This is a genomic window from Pseudomonas sp. GX19020, from assembly GCF_023371075.1.
GTDB lineage: Bacteria > Pseudomonadota > Alphaproteobacteria > Rhodobacterales > Rhodobacteraceae > Pseudogemmobacter.
This window is the reverse complement of the sequence record NZ_JAMCCR010000009.1, coordinates 133558-152160: the sequence shown is the minus strand read 5'-3', so window position 1 is coordinate 152160 and position 18603 is coordinate 133558. Positions and strand designations below refer to the sequence as shown.

General features: G+C 63.7%; 11 protein-coding genes. 4 read left to right on the top strand and 7 right to left on the bottom strand.

Going from position 1 to position 18603, the window contains the following annotated elements; genetic code table 11:
* Positions 1–239 precede the first annotated feature (239 nt).
* The 4 genes from M3484_RS14980 to bcoG all read right to left on the bottom strand — a co-directional run bounded on the left by M3484_RS14980 (position 240) and on the right by bcoG (position 4199).
* Positions 240–554, bottom strand: a complete 315-nt coding sequence (locus M3484_RS14980) for an Rdx family protein (RefSeq protein ID WP_249497482.1) — start codon at positions 552–554, stop codon at positions 240–242.
* A complete protein-coding gene (locus tag M3484_RS14975) occupies positions 555–1718 on the bottom strand; it encodes an acyl-CoA dehydrogenase family protein (RefSeq protein WP_092899412.1) in 1164 nt (387 codons plus the stop codon).
* Between the two features lie 4 nt (positions 1719–1722).
* On the bottom strand, positions 1723–3189 hold the full coding sequence (locus tag M3484_RS14970) for a carnitine 3-dehydrogenase (protein ID WP_249497481.1): 1467 nt from the start codon (positions 3187–3189) through the stop codon (positions 1723–1725).
* Between the two features lie 107 nt (positions 3190–3296).
* Positions 3297–4199: a 3-dehydrocarnitine:acetyl-CoA trimethylamine transferase BcoG gene (bcoG, locus tag M3484_RS14965; RefSeq protein WP_249497493.1), complete on the bottom strand. Its 903-nt coding sequence runs from the start codon at positions 4197–4199 to the stop codon at positions 3297–3299.
* A 32-nt stretch (positions 4200–4231) separates the two neighbouring features.
* Between bcoG and M3484_RS14960 the strand changes: the two genes are divergently transcribed.
* From M3484_RS14960 to serA, 3 genes are all read left to right on the top strand, one after another.
* A complete protein-coding gene (locus tag M3484_RS14960) occupies positions 4232–5278 on the top strand; it encodes a GlxA family transcriptional regulator (protein ID WP_249497480.1) in 1047 nt (348 codons plus the stop codon).
* 113 nt (positions 5279–5391) lie between these two features.
* Complete coding sequence (locus tag M3484_RS14955; RefSeq protein WP_249497479.1) at positions 5392–6546, top strand: phosphoserine transaminase; 1155 nt, start codon at positions 5392–5394, stop codon at positions 6544–6546.
* A gap of 75 nt (positions 6547–6621) precedes the next feature.
* A complete protein-coding gene (gene serA, locus M3484_RS14950; RefSeq protein ID WP_249497478.1) occupies positions 6622–8217 on the top strand; it encodes a phosphoglycerate dehydrogenase in 1596 nt (531 codons plus the stop codon).
* 139 nt (positions 8218–8356) lie between these two features.
* On the opposite strand, the gene gnd is transcribed toward serA, so the two are convergent.
* Positions 8357–9766: an NADP-dependent phosphogluconate dehydrogenase gene (gnd, locus tag M3484_RS14945; protein WP_249497477.1), complete on the bottom strand. Its 1410-nt coding sequence runs from the start codon at positions 9764–9766 to the stop codon at positions 8357–8359.
* Between the two features lie 185 nt (positions 9767–9951).
* On the opposite strand from gnd, the gene M3484_RS14940 reads away from it, so the two are divergent.
* Complete coding sequence (locus tag M3484_RS14940) at positions 9952–10689, top strand: metallophosphoesterase (protein WP_249497476.1); 738 nt, start codon at positions 9952–9954, stop codon at positions 10687–10689.
* Positions 10690–10854: 165 nt separating this feature from the next.
* Here M3484_RS14940 and pbpC read toward each other — a convergent pair whose 3' ends face one another.
* The gene (gene pbpC / locus M3484_RS14935; protein ID WP_249497475.1) at positions 10855–12906 is read right to left on the bottom strand and encodes a penicillin-binding protein 1C; all 2052 of its coding nucleotides are present in this window, start codon (positions 12904–12906) and stop codon (positions 10855–10857) included.
* Between the two features lie 17 nt (positions 12907–12923).
* A complete protein-coding gene (locus tag M3484_RS14930; RefSeq protein ID WP_249497474.1) occupies positions 12924–18386 on the bottom strand; it encodes an alpha-2-macroglobulin family protein in 5463 nt (1820 codons plus the stop codon).
* Positions 18387–18603 lie beyond the last annotated feature (217 nt).

Here is an 18603-nt window from a genome sequence, read left to right as displayed (position 1 = left end):
CCCCACGGCGCCGCAAAGCGGCGCCTCCCCCCGAGGATATTTTCGGACAGATGAATTCCAGAACCAGTTCCCCTGCCCCGACGAAGCGGGGCAGGGTTTCACCTGTCGCGGCCATCGGCGTCCCCGCCTGTACCGCCAAACCAGTGTCGTGGGATTTACTTAACATTTGGTTTTCAGCTGTCTCTAAATATCCTCGGGGGTCCGGGGGCAGACAGCCCCCGGCACGGTTGGCAACCGGCTCAGCCATGGGAAGCTACGGCGCTGTCCACATGGCCCAGATTGCGCTCCGGCCAGACATGATCCCGGATCAGCTTCTTCAGCTGTTTCGAATCCGGAAAGCCGCCCTGTTCCTTGCGATCCCAGATCACGGCACCATCCAGCTCGATTCGAAACACGCCGCCCGTTGCCGGCACCAGCGTCACCTCATGCAGGTCCTGGCCAAAGGTCTGCAGCAGTTCCTGCGCCATCCATGCCGTGCGCAGCATCCAGTTGCATTGCGTGCAATAGGTGAAGCGGATTTTCGGGCCCGCAGCCTTTTCGACCGGATCCGCCATTCAGCCCCCCACAGCGCGCAAAAGCTCGCGGGAGATGATGTGGCGCTGGATCTCTGAGGTGCCCTCCCAGATCCGTTCCACCCGCGCGTCACGCCAGATCCTTTCCAGCGGCAGTTCATCCATCAGCCCCATGCCGCCATGGATCTGGATTGCCTCATCCGCCACCATCGCCAGCACTTCGGTCGCCTTCAGCTTTGCCATCGACATATCGGCTTCGGTGACCGTGCCCTGGTCATATTTCCAGGCAGCCTCCCGCGTCAGCAGCTCTGCCGCTTTCAGCTCCATCGCCATATCGGCGAGCTTGAAGCTGACGCCCTGGAATTTACCGATCTGACTCCCGAATTGTTTGCGTTCCGCCGAATAGGAGATGGCGTGGTCCAGCGCCCGCTCTGCCCGGCCGAGACAGGTCGAAGCGACCTGCAGCCGTGTCGCGCCCAGCCAGGAATTCGCGACCTCAAAGCCCTTATGCGGCTCGCCAAGCACCTGCCGTTTGTTCACCCGGCAATCGTCGAATTCCAGCACGGCATTGGTGTAACCGCGGTGGCTGACATTGCGGTAGCCTTCCCGCACAGTGAACCCCGGCGTGCCTTTATCGACGAAAAACGCCGTGATCCGCTTTTTCGGGCCGCGTGGCGTGTCCTCTTCGCCTGTCGCCATGAAGACGATGGTGAAGCCCGCCAGATCAGCATGGCTGATGAAATGCTTGGTTCCGTTCAGGATCCAGTCGTCGCCATCTTCGCGCGCCGTGGCCTTCATGCCGCGCAGATCAGACCCCGCCCCCGGCTCGGTCATCGCAAGGCAATCCCAGGTCTCGCCCCGAATGCACGGCATGAGATATTGCTCGCGCTGCTCGGCATTGCCCGCCAGGAGGATGTTCGAAGGACGCGCGACGCAGGTCCAGTGCAACGCATAATTGGCGCGCCCCAGCTCTTTCTCATACAAAAGCCAGGACAGGGTATCGAGGCCCGCACCGCCGACCTCGGCCGGCATATTCGCGGCATAAAGCCCGGCCCCGATGGCTTTTTTCTGGATCTCGCGGATCAGATCCAGCTCCAGCACGCCCGAGCGCTCCACTTCCGCCTCATGTGGGTAAAGCTCGTTCTCGACGAAAGCGCGCGTCGTCTCGACGATCATCTTCTGTTCTTCGTTCAGGCCAAAATCCATAACGTCAGTCCTTCTTCTGGCCAACGGCGCGGCCCGCGCCCTCGGGCAGCGGCAACCCGGCCTGGGCCTCCGCCACCGCCTTCAGCTTCGCCCAGACTTCCGGCGCGGCCCGTACGGTTTTTCCCGCCTTCATATCGACATGCAGGCAAAGCTGCTCAATCGTCGCGACCACCTCGTCGCCTTTCAGGATCCGCACAAATGACCGGAACCGTTTCTCATCGGCCGAGATGATCTGCAGCGTGCCGGTGAGCCTGTCACCGAGCTTCGCCTCGCCGAGATGACGGATATGGGTCTCGGCAGAGTAATAGCTGTGCCCCGCCTCCACATAGTCCATCCCGGCCCCGATCAGCCGCAGGAAGGCATCCGCCACTTCCGAGTTGCAGAAATAATAGCGGCTCTCGGTCATATGGCCGTTATAGTCGATCCAGCCCGGCAGCACCTGCATATGGGCCATGACCAGCGGCGCGGCCTTCGGCCCCTGATCGGTGTCGGCATGGAAGATTGCCGCGCGGCGCGCATCATGTTCGCGCAAGACCTTGCCCGCCCCCCAGTTGCGCTCTTTCAGCGCGCGCAGGAAGCCCACGAGGTTCTGATCACGGATCCGCTCCAGCTCGCGAATGCCATACATCCCCGATTGCGCATCAGACTGGGAAGACACCAGCTCGACCAGCTCGTCATTGAACTCCGGCACATCCATCAGCTTCGTCCAGGGCCATTTCAGCGCCGGGCCGAACTGCGCCATGAAATGCTTCATGCCCGCTTCACCGCCCGCGATGCGATAGGTCTCGAAAAGCCCCATCTGCCCCCAGCGAAGGCCAAAGCCCATGCGGATCGCCTCGTCGATCTCCTCGGTGGTGGCGACCCCGTCTTTGAGCATCCACAAAGCCTCGCGCCAGACCGCCTCGAGGAAACGGTTGCCAAGAAAGGCGTCGATCTCCTTGCGGATCACCAGCGGGAACATCCCGATGTCTTTCATGATCTGCACGGTCTTCTCGACCGTCCCGGGCGTATTCTTCTCCGACCCCGAGATCTCCGACAAAGGCAGCAGATAGACCGGGTTGAACGGATGGGCGACGATGATGTTCTCGGGCGCCGGCGACCCCGTCTGCAGATCAGAAGCCTTGAACCCGCTCGTCGAAGACCCGATCAGCACGCCGGGATTGGCCTGCTGCAGCTGCGCATAGACCTTATGCTTCAGCTCGATCCGCTCGGATACAGACTCCTGTACATATTCCGCGCCCTCGACCGCCTCGGCCATGGTGTCCGCAAAACTCAGCTTCCCCTCCGGCGGCATCGGCACATCCGACAAAGCCGGCAAAGCCAGCCGCGCATTCGAGAGCACAGCATTGATCTTGCGCTCCGCCTCCGGATCGGGGTCGAACACCGCCACATCCCAGCCATTCAGCAGAAACCGCGCCGTCCAGCCTCCGCCAATGACGCCGCCACCGATAATCGCCGCCTTACGCGCCATAGCACGCGCCCCCTTCCCTGACCCCGGCCCTCCATTGCTGCGGGAGAGCCTTTTCATCTGTCTCTAAATATCCCCGCCGGAGGCATCCGCACCCGGCCAGAGGCGCCTCACTTCGGCAAAGGCGCCCGCTTCTCCAGCTTCAGCCGCACCCGCACCTCTGCCGGCGTGATCACCCGCGCGCCGAGGTTCTCGATGATCGTCACCGCGCGCTCCACGAGCTGCGCATTGGTCGCGAGCACGCCCTTGTCGAGCCAGAGATTATCCTCAAGCCCGACCCGCACATTGCCGCCCGCAATCACGCTCGCCGCCACATAGGCCATCTGGTTGCGCCCAAGCGCAAAAGCCGACCAGTGCCAGGATTTCGGCACATTGTTCACCATTGCCAGGAAAGTGTTCAGGTCATCCGGCGCGCCCCACGGCACACCCATGCACAGCTGCACCAGCACCGGATCGGGGATGATCCCCTCATCCGCCAGCGCTTTCGCGAGCCAGAGATGCCCGGTGTCAAAGGCCTCGATCTCGATCCTCGTGCCGGAGGCCACCATGCGCTTCGCCATATCCCGGAGCATCCCGGGCGTATTGACCATCACATAATCGGCCTCGTTGAAATTCATCGTGCCACAATCAAGCGTGCAGATCTCGGGGCGGCATTCGACCACATGCGCCACCCGCTCGGCAGCGCCCGCCATATCGGAATTCGCCGCCATGCGGTTCATGGTCTCGGTGCCGTCGAACAGCATATCGCCGCCCATGCCGGCGGTCAGGTTCAGCACCACATCGGTGCCCGAATCGCGGATGCGTTCGGTCACTTCACGATAGAGCGCCGGGTCACGTGACGGTTTGCCGGTCTCCGGGTCGCGGACATGGCAATGCACCACTGCCGCACCGGCCTTGGCGGCATCAATCGCCGAAGTTGCGATCTGTTCCGGCGAGCGCGGCACATGCGGGCTGCGATCCTGCGTCCCCCCCGACCCGGTCACGGCACAGGTGATGAAAACCTCGCGGTTCATGGTCAGCGGCATGGGAGACTCTTTCCTGTAGCATGGGGCCTGTTGCGCCCGAGATTATCCGGCTTGCCCGCGCACGCTTTGCGATTTACGAATTTTTCATGACGGAAAACGCTATCTTCTCATCGGCACGCGGCCCGCTGACCATTGCGCTCCTTGTGCTGCCCCAGGCCTCGATTCTCGAGGTCGCCTCGGCGCTTGATCCGCTTCGCAACGCCAACCGCCAGCTCGGGCGTGAGCTGTTTCGCTGGCGCGTGGTCTCGCCGGATGGCCAGCCTGTGCCCCTGACCTGCGGCTTGTCGCTGCCCTCGGACGGCCCACCCGGCCATGCGGTCGGTGCCGATGCGCTGATCGTGATCTCGGGCTATAGGCTTGACGAGGTTGCAACCCGCCCCCTGATCCGCGAACTGACCCGTATCGCGCCCCGGTTCCAGCTGGTCGGCGGGGTTGACAGCGCCCCCTGGGTGCTCGCCCGCGCGGGTCTGCTGAACGGCTACCGGGCCACCGTTCATTGGGAAGATCTGGAAGATCTCGCCGCCCGCCATCCGCAGATCGAGGTCGTGCCGGACCGCTTTGTGATCGACCGCAACCGCGTGACGATCGGTGGCGCGGCACCGGCGCAGGATTTCATGCTGCATCTGATCCGCGCCCGCCATGGCGCCGGCCTCGCGCGCCAGGTCGCGAACAGCTTTCTGACCGGCGTCCGCCCCGGCCATGAGCCGCAAATCGCGCCCCTGCGCCGCGACCCTGCGCTCGACCCGCGCGTCACCGCAGCTGTGCGGCGGATGGAGGAGCGGATCGACCAGCCCGAATCCGCCGCCGCGACCGCCCGCGCCGTCGGTCTTTCGCCGCGCCGGCTGGAGATCCTGTTTCGCGACTCTCTCGGCACCACACCTGCTGCCTGGTGCCTGACGCTTCGGCTCCAGGCCGCACGGAGGATGCTGACGGACACACAGCACCCCCTGGCGGAAGTGGCTCTGCGCACAGGGTTTTCCGGCCCCTCCACCCTGTCCCGCGCCTTCCGCAATGCCTGGGGCGAGGCCCCGGGCGCGCTGAGAAAGCCCCCCAAAGCGAAGTCGTAAAAGTCTGAAACCGGCATTTCAAATTCCTCTTGCGTCACCCCCGCGAGAGGCGTAATCCCGGCGGTGGGACACCTCTCCCCAACGAGAGGCATTTATCTGCAAGGATACCAGATATGGCACTCACCGCCCCGGCCGCGCGCCCGGTCAATCCGCGTTTTTCTTCGGGCCCCTGCGCGAAGATCCCTGGCTTTTCCCTCGATATGCTTGCTGATGCGCCTTTGGGCCGCTCGCACCGTGCCGCTGTCGGCAAGGCAAAGCTGAAAGAAGCCATCGACCTTACCCGTGACATTCTTGGCGTTCCCGCGGATTACCGCATCGGGATCGTCCCCGCTTCCGATACCGGCGCTGTCGAAATGGCGCTCTGGTCGCTGCTTGGTGCGCGAGCCGTCGAGATGCTCGCCTGGGAGTCGTTTGGCGAAGGCTGGGTCACCGATGTCGTCAAACAGCTGAAGCTCGACGCCACCGTGCGCAAGGCACCTTATGGTGAGATCGTTGATTTTGCTCAGGTCGATTTCAATAAGGACGTGGTTTTCACCTGGAACGGCACCACTTCGGGCGTGCGTCTGCCCAATGCCGATGTGATCCCGGCGGATCGTGAAGGCCTGACCATTTGCGACGCCACCTCGGCGGCTTTCGCGATGGATCTGGACTGGGCGAAACTTGATGTGACCACCTTCTCCTGGCAGAAAGTGCTGGGCGGGGAGGGTGGCCATGGCGTCCTGATCCTGTCGCCGCGCGCGGTGGAACGGCTGGAGACATATACCCCGGCCTGGCCGCTGCCGAAGATTTTCCGGCTGACCTCGAAAGGCAAGATCTCGGAAGGGATCTTTGTTGGCGAGACCATCAACACGCCGTCCATGCTCTGTGTGGAAGATTACCTCGTCGCGCTGAAATGGGCGAAAACCATCGGCGGGCTGAAAGGTCTGATCGGCCGGTCGGAAGCCAATGCGGATGAGGTCAAAACCTTCATCGCAGACAAAGACTGGATCGCCAATCTGGCGGTGGATCCGGCAACGGCCTCCTGCACCAGCGTATGTGTGAAATTCACAGATCCGCGCATCACGGATGGCGCTGCATTCGCCAAAAATGTTGCAAAAAGGCTGGAGGCTGAAGGCGTGGCGCTGGATGCCGGAGCCTATCGGGATGCCCCTCCGGGTCTGCGCATCTGGTGTGGCGCGACGGTCGAGCAGGCCGATGTGCACGCGCTGATGCCCTGGATCGAATACGCCTTCAACGCCGAGATTGCGGCGCTGGCTGTCGCGGCCTGATCGGTTTTCGGGGGCGTCCGCGCCCCCGCCCCTCACAATTCTCTCCCCCTGAGACCCCATTCAAGGAGCCCCGCAATGGCCCCCCGCGTTCTTGTATCCGACGAATTGAGTGAAACCGCCGTTCAGATCTTCCGCGACCGTGGCGTCGAGGTCGATTACCTGCCGAAGCTTGGCAAGGACAAAGAAAAGCTGGCCGAGATCATCGGTCAATATGACGGGCTGGCGATCCGCTCGGCCACCAAAGTGACCGAGAAGCTGCTGGCTTTGGCCACCCGGCTGAAAGTGGTGGGCCGCGCCGGGATCGGTGTCGACAATGTCGATATTCCGGCGGCGTCGAAAAAAGGCGTGATCGTGATGAACACGCCGTTCGGCAATTCGGTCACCACCGCCGAACATGCGATTGCGATGATGTTTGCGGTGGCGCGGCAGCTGCCCGAGGCGAGCGTTTCGACCCATGCCGGCAAATGGGAAAAGTCGAAATTCATGGGGGTTGAGCTGTTCAACAAGACCCTCGGCGTGATCGGCGCCGGCAATATCGGCGGCATCGTCTGTGATCGCGCGGTGGGTCTGAAGATGAAGGTCGTGGCCTTTGACCCCTTCCTGTCGGAAGAGCGCGCGAAACAGCTTGGTGTGACCAAGGTCGAGCTGGAAGAATTGCTGGCGCGGGCTGATTTCATCACGCTGCATGTGCCGCTGACCGACAAGACCCGCGGCATTCTGAACGCTGAGACCATCGCGAAAACCAGGCCGGGCGTCAGGATCATCAACTGCGCGCGGGGCGGGCTGGTCGATGAGGCGGCGCTGGCCGAAGCTCTGAAATCGGGCCATGTCGCGGGCGCGGCCTTTGACGTGTTTGAAACCGAGCCGGCGACCGAAAGCCCGCTGTTCAACCTGCCGAATGTGGTTGTGACCCCGCATCTTGGGGCCTCGACCACCGAGGCACAGGAGAATGTCGCACTGCAGGTCGCCGAGCAGATGTCGGATTACCTGTTGACCGGTGCGGTGCAAAACGCGCTGAACATGCCGAATGTGACCGCCGAAGAGGCCACTGTGATGGGCCCCTGGATCCGGCTTGCGTCCCATATCGGGTCGTTCATCGGGCAGATGACCGATGAGCCGGTGAAGGCGGTGAACATCCTCTATGACGGGCGCGTGGCGGAGATGAACCTGCCGGCGCTGAACCAGGCGGTGATTGCGGGTGTGCTGAAGGCGCATAATCCGGATGTGAACCTCGTCTCGGCGCCGAGCGTGGCAAAGGACAAGGGGATCCAGATCTCGACCACGCGTCAGGACAAGTCGGGCTCTTTCGACGCCTATATCAAGGTCACGATGGTGACCGACAAGCGCGAGCGCTCGGCCGCAGGCACGGTATTCTCGGATGGGAAGCCGCGATTCATCCAGATCAAGGGCATCAATATCGACGCCGAGATCGGCGCGCATATGCTCTACACCACCAATGATGACGTGCCGGGGATCATCGGTCTTCTCGGCATGACCATGGGCAAGAACAACGTCAATATCGCGAACTTCACCCTCGGCCGGTCGGCAGTGGGCGAGGATGCGATTGCGCTTCTGTATCTCGACGGGCCGATTGACGCGAAAGTGGTCGATACGCTGGAGGCGACGGGCATGTTCCAGCAGGTCAAGCCGCTGGTGTTTGACGTCGCCTGAACTGGCTGGCTTGCGGGGGTTTCACACCCCCCGCAAGCCGCCGGTGCCTTGAACCGGTGGCGTCTCCGTCGGCTTGCCCGTGGGATATTTGAGGACAGATGAAATAAAAAAGGGAGCCATTCCGGCTCCCTTTTCCTTTTCAGGCGTGGTTGCCCCAGGGGCCATGATGGATCGGTTTGCCGTCCAGGCGGTCAAAGCCATGGGCACCGAAGAAGTCGCGCTGACCTTGCAGCATATTGGCGGTGCCGCGGGCGGTGCGCATGAGGTCGAACCAGGCGAGCCCGGCCGAAAGTGCGGGCAGGCTGTGGCCTTTGAGCGCGGCGGTCGCGACGACGCGGCGCAGCGCCTCGTGATGCTGTTTCAGGAGCGCGGTGAAGGTCGGTGCGAGGATCAGATTGCGCGCGGGGTCTTCGCTCAGGGCCTGAGCCATCTGGTCAAGCATCGCCGAACGGATGATGCAGCCTTCGCGCCAGACCTTGGCGCATTCCGGCAGCGGCACGCCCCAGTTCCAGGTTTTCGAAGCCGCATCCAGCATGGTGAAGCCCTGGGCATAGCACAGGATCTTGCCCGCGATCAGCGCGCCTTCGAGGTCTTTCAGGCTGAGCCCACCCCCGAGCGGCTGCGGCCCGGCACCGAAGACCGCCTCGCCCGCCTGGCGTTCGTCCCGCCGCGCCGAGACATTGCGCGCCATCACGGCAGCCTCGATCACCGGGACCGGTGCGCTGAGATGCTGCGCCTCGATCGCGGTCCAGCGCCCGGTGCCTTTCTGGCCGGCGGCGTCGAGGATCACATCAAGCATGGCGGCACCGGTTTCCGGATCGGTCGCGCGGGCGACCTTGCCCGAGATCTCGATCAGGTAAGAGCGCAGCGCGCCTTCATTCCAGGCCTCGAACACCGCGGCGATGCCGGGGGCGGCCATATCCATACCGTCGCGCATAAGGCCGTAAACTTCAGCAATCATTTGCATATCGGCATATTCGATGCCGTTATGGACGGTTTTCACGAAATGACCGGCCCCGCCCGGCCCCATCCAGGTGGCGCAGGGCGTGCCGTCATGTTTCGCCGAAATTGCCTCCATGATCGGGGCGACGCGGTCCCAGGCGGCGCGCGGTCCCCCGCCCATGATCGCCGGACCGTGACGGGCGCCCTCTTCGCCGCCCGAGACCCCCATGCCGATAAAGAGCACACCCTGCGCGACCGCCTCGGCGGCGCGGCGTTCGGTGTCGTGGAAATTGGCATTGCCGGCGTCGATGATCAGATCATCGGGCCCCAGCAGCGGCCGCAGCGCCGCGATCATCTGATCGACCGCATCGCCCGCGGGCACCATCAGGATGATCGCACGCGGCACGGCAATCGCCGCCACCAGATCTTCCAGCGTCTCGGCCGGGGTGAGACGCGCGGCCAGATCCCCGGCCTCTGCATGGAATTTCTGCGTCACATCATGGCTGCGGTTCCAGACCGCGATCCGATGTCCCTTTTCCGCGATATTGAGAGCGAGGGCCGCGCCCATCACCCCGAGCCCGACCAGACCGATTTCTGCAAGCGCCATCTGAGTCTCCTGAACTGATTTGCCCCCGTTTAGCTGCCGCACCGTGTTAGCGCAAACACTCCCTGCGGATCATTGTCGGTACAGGTCAGGATTGGCTTGCGGCGAGAGGGCTGTCGGCCTAAGCCTTGCCCGATCCCGCGGCCCGCGGCAATGCCGGGCATGCGGAACGGATGCAGGAGCCCCCTATGCGCAGCTATGCAATCGGCGATATTCATGGCCATCTCGACCTTCTGAAACGCGCACATGAGCGGATCGCGAAGGATATCGCGCAGCACGGTCCGGCGCCGGTGGTGCATCTGGGCGATCTTGAGGATCGCGGGCCGGACAGCCGCGGCGTGATCGACTGGCTGAAGACCGGCATGGAGCGGGGTGAGGACTGGGTGGTGCTCAAGGGCAATCACGACCGTCTCTTCACGCAGTTCATCCATGACCCGTGGTGGGCAGATCCCGCGCTGTCAAACCCCTATAACTGGTTGCATCCGGCGGTTGGCGGGGCCGAGACGCTGCGCTCTTACGGCATCCGCGCCGCCGGGGATCGCCCCATCGATCCCGTGCATCGCGAGGCGGTCGACAGGGTAGACCCGGCGCATCTGGCCTTTCTGGAAAGCCGCCCGACCTCGCTTCGCCGTGGGGATGTGTTCTTTGTGCATGCCGGCATCCGGCCCGGGATTGCGCTGGAGGACCAGGCCGAGGATGATCTCGTCTGGATCCGCAAGGGCTTTCTCGACGACAATCGCGATCACGGGCCGCTGATCGTCCATGGCCATACCGCGCTGGACCAGGCCAGACATTACGGCAACCGGGTCAATATCGACAGTTCTGCCGCCTATGGCGGGCCGCTCACCGCCATTGCGATTGACGGGCGCGAGGTGTTTTTGCTGACCGATCAGGGCCGCGTACCGCTGCGGCCAGAAAGCGCCTGAAGCCGGTCGGGCAAAGGTCGATCCCGCAGGTTTGCCTGGTCATCAGATGGGCGAGAGCGGGGCGCTGATCACCAGGCGCACTGGCGGTGGATCACGTGCGACGCCCGGTTTCAGATCCGGAAACCGGCCCGGAATTTTTAAAAATTCCGGCGCGGGCGGGGCGGGTCACCAGAGCCGCACCCTTGAACGGGCGGAGCGGCCCTCGGCGTCAATGACACTCAGTGTCACAAATCCGGTGCCCGACAGCGCGAGGATGATTTCGCGATCCGGCGACCCGACAGCCATCGGCGCGCCGTCGATCAGCCAGGTGAAGGGCGCGGTGCCGCCAGAGACTTTCACCTTCAGGCCCGGGCGATCCTCGCTCGTGCGCAAAAGCTCCACCTCGGCCCCATCGGGCGGGAAATCGACTTTCGGCGCGTTCACTTCGGCAAAGGCCGCATTGCGGGGGCGGAAACGTTGCAGGGGCGGCGGCAGCTGGCGGTTCGCGACCAGCAATGTCGCGGCAGGCGCGGGCGGTTGCGGGGTCAGCGCCTGTTTCAGCCGGGAAAAGGCCTGAAACAACACCGGAGCAGCCACATCGGCACCAAACGCCCCCGGCACCGGCGTGCCATCGGCGCGCCCCATCCAGACCCCGATCACATGTTGCCCGTCATAGCCAATCGCCCAGGCATCACGGTGGCCGTAGGAGGTACCGGTCTTATAGGCCAGCCGGTTCGCCGGCGCGCCCGGCGGCGGCGCAAGGCCTGCGAGGATATCCCCCACTTGCCAGGCCGCAACGGCCGAGACCACGCGGGCGCCCCCGGCACGTTCACCGTCAAGGCGCCAGACCAGCGGCAGCGCCACGCCGCCGCGCGCCAGCGCGGCATAAAGCTGCACCAGATCCTGAAGGCTCACCCCCACGCCACCAAGGCTCACCGCGAGCCCGGGCTGATTGCCGGGAATGCGGTACTTCATCCCCGCCTTGCCCATCGCCGAAATCAGCTTTGCCGGTCCGAGCGCATCGGTCAGCGCCACCACCGGAATGTTCAGAGAAAGCTGCAACGCCTCGCGCAGCCGCACCTCGCCGCGGTATTGCCGGTCGAAATTCTGCGGCGCATAGGTGCCGAAACTCATTGGTTTGTCATCGATCACCGTCTCGGGATGGGCGAGGCCCTCGTCAAAGGCCAGCGCATAGACCAGCGGCTTCAGCGTCGATCCCGGAGAGCGCAGCGCCTGGGTCATATCGACAAAGCCCTGGCGTTTTTCATCCTGAAAGCCCGAAGACCCGACCGAGGCAAGGATCTCGCCGGAACGGTGATCGGCGACCACGATCGCGATCTGCATCTGGCTGCCGCGCGCGCGGACAGTTTCCGCCGCAAGGGTCTCAAGCCGCTTTTGCAGATCCCTGTCGATGGTCAGGATATGTTCGCCCAGCGTCGGATCGGCGGTCCGGGCCCGGTCTGCAAGATGCGGGGCGAAGGCCGGGAAAGGCTTGCGGATCCCCGGCACGGGTTCGGTCAGGGCGGCCCGGGCTTCTTCACCCTCGATCAGCCCGAAACGCACCGCACGGTCCAGTACCCGGTCGCGCGCCGCCTCGGCGCGGTCGGCTGCACGGTCGGGGCGGCGGCTTTCCGGGCTTTGCGGGATCGCAACCAGCAAGGCCGCCTCGGCCGGGGTCAGGCGGGTCGGTTCCTTGCCGAAGTAAGACAGCGATGCTGCCCGCACCCCTTCGAGATTGCCCCCGAAAGGCGCAAGCAACAGATAGAGCGAGAGGATCTCATCCTTGGAAAGTTCGCGTTCCAGTTTCAGCGCGACCCGCATCTGGCGCAGCTTGCCGCCGACCTGGCCCGTGGTGCCCTCTTCCAGAAGCCGTGCCACCTGCATCGTCAGGGTCGAGCCACCCGAGACAACGCGGCCAGACCGCGCGGCCTGCAAAACCGCCCGTGCCAGCGCCTGGAGATCAACGCCGGCATGATCGCGGAAGCGACGATCCTCATAATTCAGGAGCATGTCGATATAGCGCGGATCCACGGAGGCCAGATCGACCCTGAGCCGCCAGCGCCCATCCGACACAGTATAGGCCCTGAGCAAATCGCCATCGCGGTCCTTGACCTCGACCGAGGTGGCCAGCGCCAGCGGCGGCAGCACGGTCGCATCGATCCAGCCGTCAAAGGCATCGCGGGACCCTGCGGCGAGCCAGAGGCCCGCCGCAAGCGCAAAGATCCAGCGCGCGCGCATGATCTTACCCCGCCATCTTACTCGGCGTTGACCGTCAGCCGTCCGCTGTCGGTGCGGGCGCGGAAGTCAGGCCGGTACATATCTTCGACCGAGGCCGCCGGGTGGTGGTAATTGCCAGGGCTGATCGCCCGCACAATATAAGCCACACGGAAAGCATCGCGCGACGACCAGTCCACCTGGGTGATGAAACGGTCCTGGCGGAATTCGGAATGTGCAGTCTGCCCCAGCACATTCAGCCACCCGAGTTGCGAGGTATCGCCGCCCGAGATCAGGTTCGGGTTGTCGATCTCAAACCCTGCGGGCAGCGGATCGGCAAGGATCAGGCGGCCATCCGAATAATCCCAGGGCGTCACTTCCAGTTCGACCACATAGCGGTTGCCGGTGACGACCTTGTCCAGCTCCACCGCTTCGCCATCAAGCGTGTAGTAGCTGCGGGTGATCGTATAGCCATTGCCGCCGGCGGGTTCGGGCTCTGACGGCACGCCAAAAGTGGTGACGGTCAGATAGGTGTCACGCCCTTCATTCTTGACCACGACAGGCGCGGCGCCGTCCTGGATCACCCTGACCAGCGGCCCTTCGGCCGGTTTGCCGTCCAGCGTGACGCCCGAGACATCCGGCGCGTCGATCAGCGCATTCGTCGCCATCAAGGCCCAGGTCGCTTCCTGGGTCGAAAGATAGCGCGGTGCGATGGCGATACGGTTGACCAGTTCCTCGCGGTCGATCGCCGTGCTGCCAGCTTCGACCGCGAGGGTAAGGATCGCAGCCGTGTCCCGGTATCTGGTGCCGTAATCGGCGCGCAGCACCTGGGTGTCCGTATCCGAGGGCAGCGCGAGGATCTGCGCGCCGGCCTTGCGGAACATCGCATCGGCCCGGGTCTGGTCGCCATAAGAGGCCAGAGCCGCACCAAGCTGCGCCTGCGCCAGCGGAGTGGCGAAATCATCGCCCTTCACATCGGCATAGTAACGCAGATCCCCGATCGCCGCGGCCCCTTCGCGCGCCAGAACCATCAGCGCATAAGCCAGATCCGTGCCGCCGCCCTGGGTATTGGCGTCGAAATTCGACGCGTAATTGACGCGATTGCGAAGATTGGTCAGCGCATTGCGGAAGGCCAGATCCGGCACCGCATAGCCCTGGGCCCGTGCCCGGCTGAGGAAGTCGGTGACGTAGCTGTCAAGCCACAGATCCCCCGAGGACGGTCCCCAGAGACCGAAGCCGCCGCCGGAGCCCTGATTCATCAGGATCTCGGACACCGCCTCGTCGATCCGTTTCTGGATATCCGCAGCATGTTTCAGATCCATCACCCGTGCCACCTGATCAAAGTAGATCAGTGGCATGGCGCGGGAGGTCATCTGCTCGGTGCAGCCGTAAGGATAGCGGTCCAGCGATGCCAAAAGCCCCGGCGCATTCAGCCGTGCAAGCGGGCCGATGGCCATGACCGATTTGCCAGTGCCGCGCACCATATCGGTAAAGACCGTCTCGTCGAAGGTGAAGGTCTCGCCCGCTTTCAGATCAAAGCGCGAGATTTTCGCGATTTCCGGGTCATTGACCTGGATCGGCAGTTTCAGATCCTTGATCAGCTCCTTGCCATCCGGCGTGGTCAGCGCCACGCGGATCTCGGACAGGCCAACCCCGCCTGCGATCACACCGACGCTGAATTCCGCCTTGCCCTTATCGGCAAGGGTCAGGCTCGCCGGCACGTCTCCAAGCGTCAGATCCTCCGAGGTCACCGCAAGCTTCATCTCACCCGAAGGGCCGCTTGCATGGACGATCTCCAGCAAGAGCCGGCTCTGATCGCCAGGTGCCATGAAGCGCGGCACCGAAGCGGTCACCACCACCGGGTCACGCACCAGGACATTCTTGTCGGCCTGACCGACGCCGGTCTTCGACCAGGCCACGGCCATCACCTTCACCGAGCCGTTGAAGGAGGGCAGGTTAAAGGTCGTGCGGGCATAGCCATCGGCCCCCACTTCGACCGGGCCAGTGAAATAGGCCACCAGCTCTTCGGTCGGAGGCGGGGTTTGCAGCCGCGCCTGGGCGCCTGCATCCCCACCCGAGCGCACCTCGCCTTCGGCCCCGTTCAGCCCGTCGATCAGACGGCCATAAACATCACGAATGCCGATGCCGAGCTTGCGCTGGCCGAAATAATAGCCCTGCGGATCCGGCGCCTTGAAACCGGTGAGGTTCAGAATGCCCTCATCCACAGCCGCGATGGTGACATAAGCGGTCTCGCCGGGCTCAACACCCTCGACCCTGACCGCGACATCCATCGGGCCGCGCGGATCGACTTCATCGGCCATTTCCACCGTGGTCGTCAGGGCGCGTTTGCCCGGATCGACCTTTGCATAAGACAGACCAAGCGCACGCGAGGGCACCCGTCCCGCCGCCACATCCATCGGACGCAGGACCGAAGCCGTCACATAGACGCCGGCGCCCCATTCATCGGTGACAGTCAGCGGGATCAGGTTCTCGCCTTCCTTCACCTCGACCGCTTCCATATGCACAAGGCGGTTTGAAAGCACCGTGATCAGCGCGGTGCCTGCGGCACGCGGCACGATCCTCAGCTGCGCGGTCTCGCCCGATTTATAGGCCGGCTTATCCAGCGACAGTTCCAGCGTGTCGGGCGTCGATGACACATCGGCGGGCACATACCAGCCCGACCAGAAGCTGGTGGAGGTCACAGCGGTCTCGCCGTCGATCCGTTCCACCTTCAGCTCATACTCGCCCCAGTTCACCGGGATCGAGATCGCCACCGGATCACTGCCGCCCAGCGTCGCGGAGCCTTCCGAGACATGGCTGCGGGTGCTCACCGGCTCCCAATACCAGCTGCCATAGCTTTGGTACCACTGCCAGTCATTCTCCAGTCGCGTAAGGGTCCATTTGACCTCCATCGGGGCCGGTTTCTGATCGGGGCCAATGCCTTGCAGGAGGAAGCGCGCCTCAGAGCCCTGCCCCACCACACCGTCGAATTCCGGCTTGATGCCGATCATCGCGCTGGCAGGCGTCACGTTCTTCTCGACGCGGCGCTCCACCGGGCGGCCCGAGCCTTCGGCAACCCGCACCACGGCGGTCGCGGTCAGCGGGCGGTCGGCTTCCAGACCTTCCGCGCCAGGCAATGCGAGGTCGAGCTGCGCCTTGCCCTCATCATCGGTGGTGCCGCTCTGATAGCTGTCCATCCGCGAGTCGAAGGGCTGGTCATGGCGGCCAAAGACATAGCCCGGCCAGGATTTCAGCCCCTGGGCCGCACGCAGATAGATCTCGCCCTCGATCTCCATCCCCGAGGCAGGCGCCCCGAAGAGATATTTCGCGGTGAGCCCGATATTCATCCAGGGATCCGCCAGCGACAGATCGGCCTCACCGGCGTCGAGGGTGAAATCGATGCGTTCGGGCAGGAAATCCTCGACGAGGAAGGTTTTCGACACCAGCGATTCTGCTTTGGTATCGGCAAAGATCGCCAGCGACCAGGTGCCGCGCGGCGCAGTGCCCGCAACCGGAAGCTGGAAGACATAGCCGCCCGCGCCCTGATCTGAGATCAGGCTGCGGGAATATTCGACACCATCGGGACGGGTCAGGATCGCGGTCAGCGGCAGACCAGTCACCGCCTCGGCTTTCGGGTCGCGTGCGATGGCGGTGGCATAGACGGTTTCGCCCGCGCGGTAAGCGCCGCGGTCGGTGGTCAGGAAGACATCAACCGGCGGCGCGGCCTCACGGCCCTCGACGCCACGATCCGACAGGTCGAATTCCGGATCAGTGAGCGAGAGGAAGGAGATATCCTTCTCGCCTTCCGTCACCACAAGCAAAGCCGGAGCCGCGCTGCCGGTGCCACGCATCAGGCCCGGCTCGAAAATGGCATAGCCCTGAGCATCGGTCACGGTCTCGGCCAGCGGGCTGTTCGCCCGGTTCAGAAGCTGTACCTTCACGCCTTCTTTGGCGCCGGCGGTTCCGAGGCTGCGCACGAAGACATGCAGCCCGTCGACGCCGGTCATGCTGGTAATCCCCAGATCCGAGACCACAAACCATTGCCAGGCCGGCGGGAAATCATAGGCATCCTTGCCCGGCATCGCGGCGCGCAGCGCATAGATCCCGGCCTCGCGGCCCTGCAGCGCCTCGACCATCGGCAGACGGGTGGTGACATCCTTATTCACCTCGATCTTCATCGAGGCGGTGCCTTCCCAGACCATCTCACCGATCTCATCGGTGAAGGACCATTCCGAATAGTAATTGATCGGCGTGCCGAAATAGTCGTTCTGGATGGCGCGCAGCATATTGCGGTCGCTGACGCGGTAAAGCTGCAGTTCCAGCGTGTCGAGATTGACGGTTTCGACCGGCAGCGCCGCATCGCCCGATTTCGGCAGCACATAGCCGCGCCCGGGGAAGCGCACGGCCGCCGTGCGGTCGCCGACATAGGCATTGATCTCGATATCCTTGGCCAGCGTCTGACCGTCAGCCGCCGGGAGACCCTCGCGGAAGGTCAGCGTATAGCGTTCGCCATGGGTCAGACCGGTGACGCAAAGCCTGCGCTGATCGGCCAGCTCCACCGCAGTGCCGCCGGCGGGCAGGCGCACATAATCGCCGTAATCGACATCGACAGGTTTCAGGTCTTCGGTAAAGACGGCGCAGATGCGCGGACGGGCCAGATCGGATTCAACCTGATGCTCCTCGATCCGGAAGCCGTATTTGCTGATCGCCTCGTCAAGCATTGCAGCGGTGTCATCCCGCGACTGGAGCGATTGTGCGAGGCGCAGCGCCTGCACCATTTCGCGCCCATTGCCGCGTTCTTCCATCAGCTGCGCCGCAAAGACGAGGATCGAATGGCGCTGCGCCTTGCTTTCGGCGCGCAGATAGGCGTTCAGCGCGCCGTAAAAGGCCTGGGATCTGTACCAGCCCCGGTCGCTCGTATTCTGCTGATCCGCCGCGGCTTTGGCGCGACGGGCATATTCCGCCCAGGTGTCGGCATCATCGATGATGGCAAGCGCCGCGCCGGTCCTGTCAACTGCTGCGGTAAAGCTGGAACGGGCCTCGTCTCCTGCTGCCTCGCGCAGCAGATCATCGGCGCTCTGGTCGCCGGTCGGATGGGTGCTGCCAATCGAGCTGGCACGGTTGAACGCGGCGGTGAATTCGTCATCGGGCAGGAAGCTCAGCTCGGCACGCCGCTCTTTTGCACGGGCCTGCGCGCCCGGCGCTGCTGCGACCACCCAGGCCGATTGCGCACCGATAAAGCTTTCGGGCCCACCGGGATCGGATTTGAGGAAGCAGCTGCCATTGCGGCTGTTGAAGGTCCAGGCGTCACATTGGGTATTGGTGACACAGGCGCGTTCACAGGCCTGGACGGTCGTGTCGAAGACCGAGGCGATATCGCCGCCCACAAGATCCGAATCCAGCATCACGACCGAGCGCCGTTCGGGGATCAGATCCTGGGCCAAGGCCATTCCGGGCAGGGCAATCGTGGCCGCCATCAAAAGACTTCTGACGAAATTACGCATCACAATACTCCCGTTCCGCCTGCCATGACGTCTCTTTCAGCTTCGCACGCGTCCGCCCCCCGGGCAAGTGCCGGGAAGGTCAGGCGGGCGCGAATAAACATGCGGGAGAAAGGAACTTCTCCCCTGTTAACTCCTGCTTCATTTTGAAGGGAGAAGGTGGTCCGGAATACCGGACTTCTGGACAGAATTTCAGATCCGGCACAGCGAAACCGGGTTC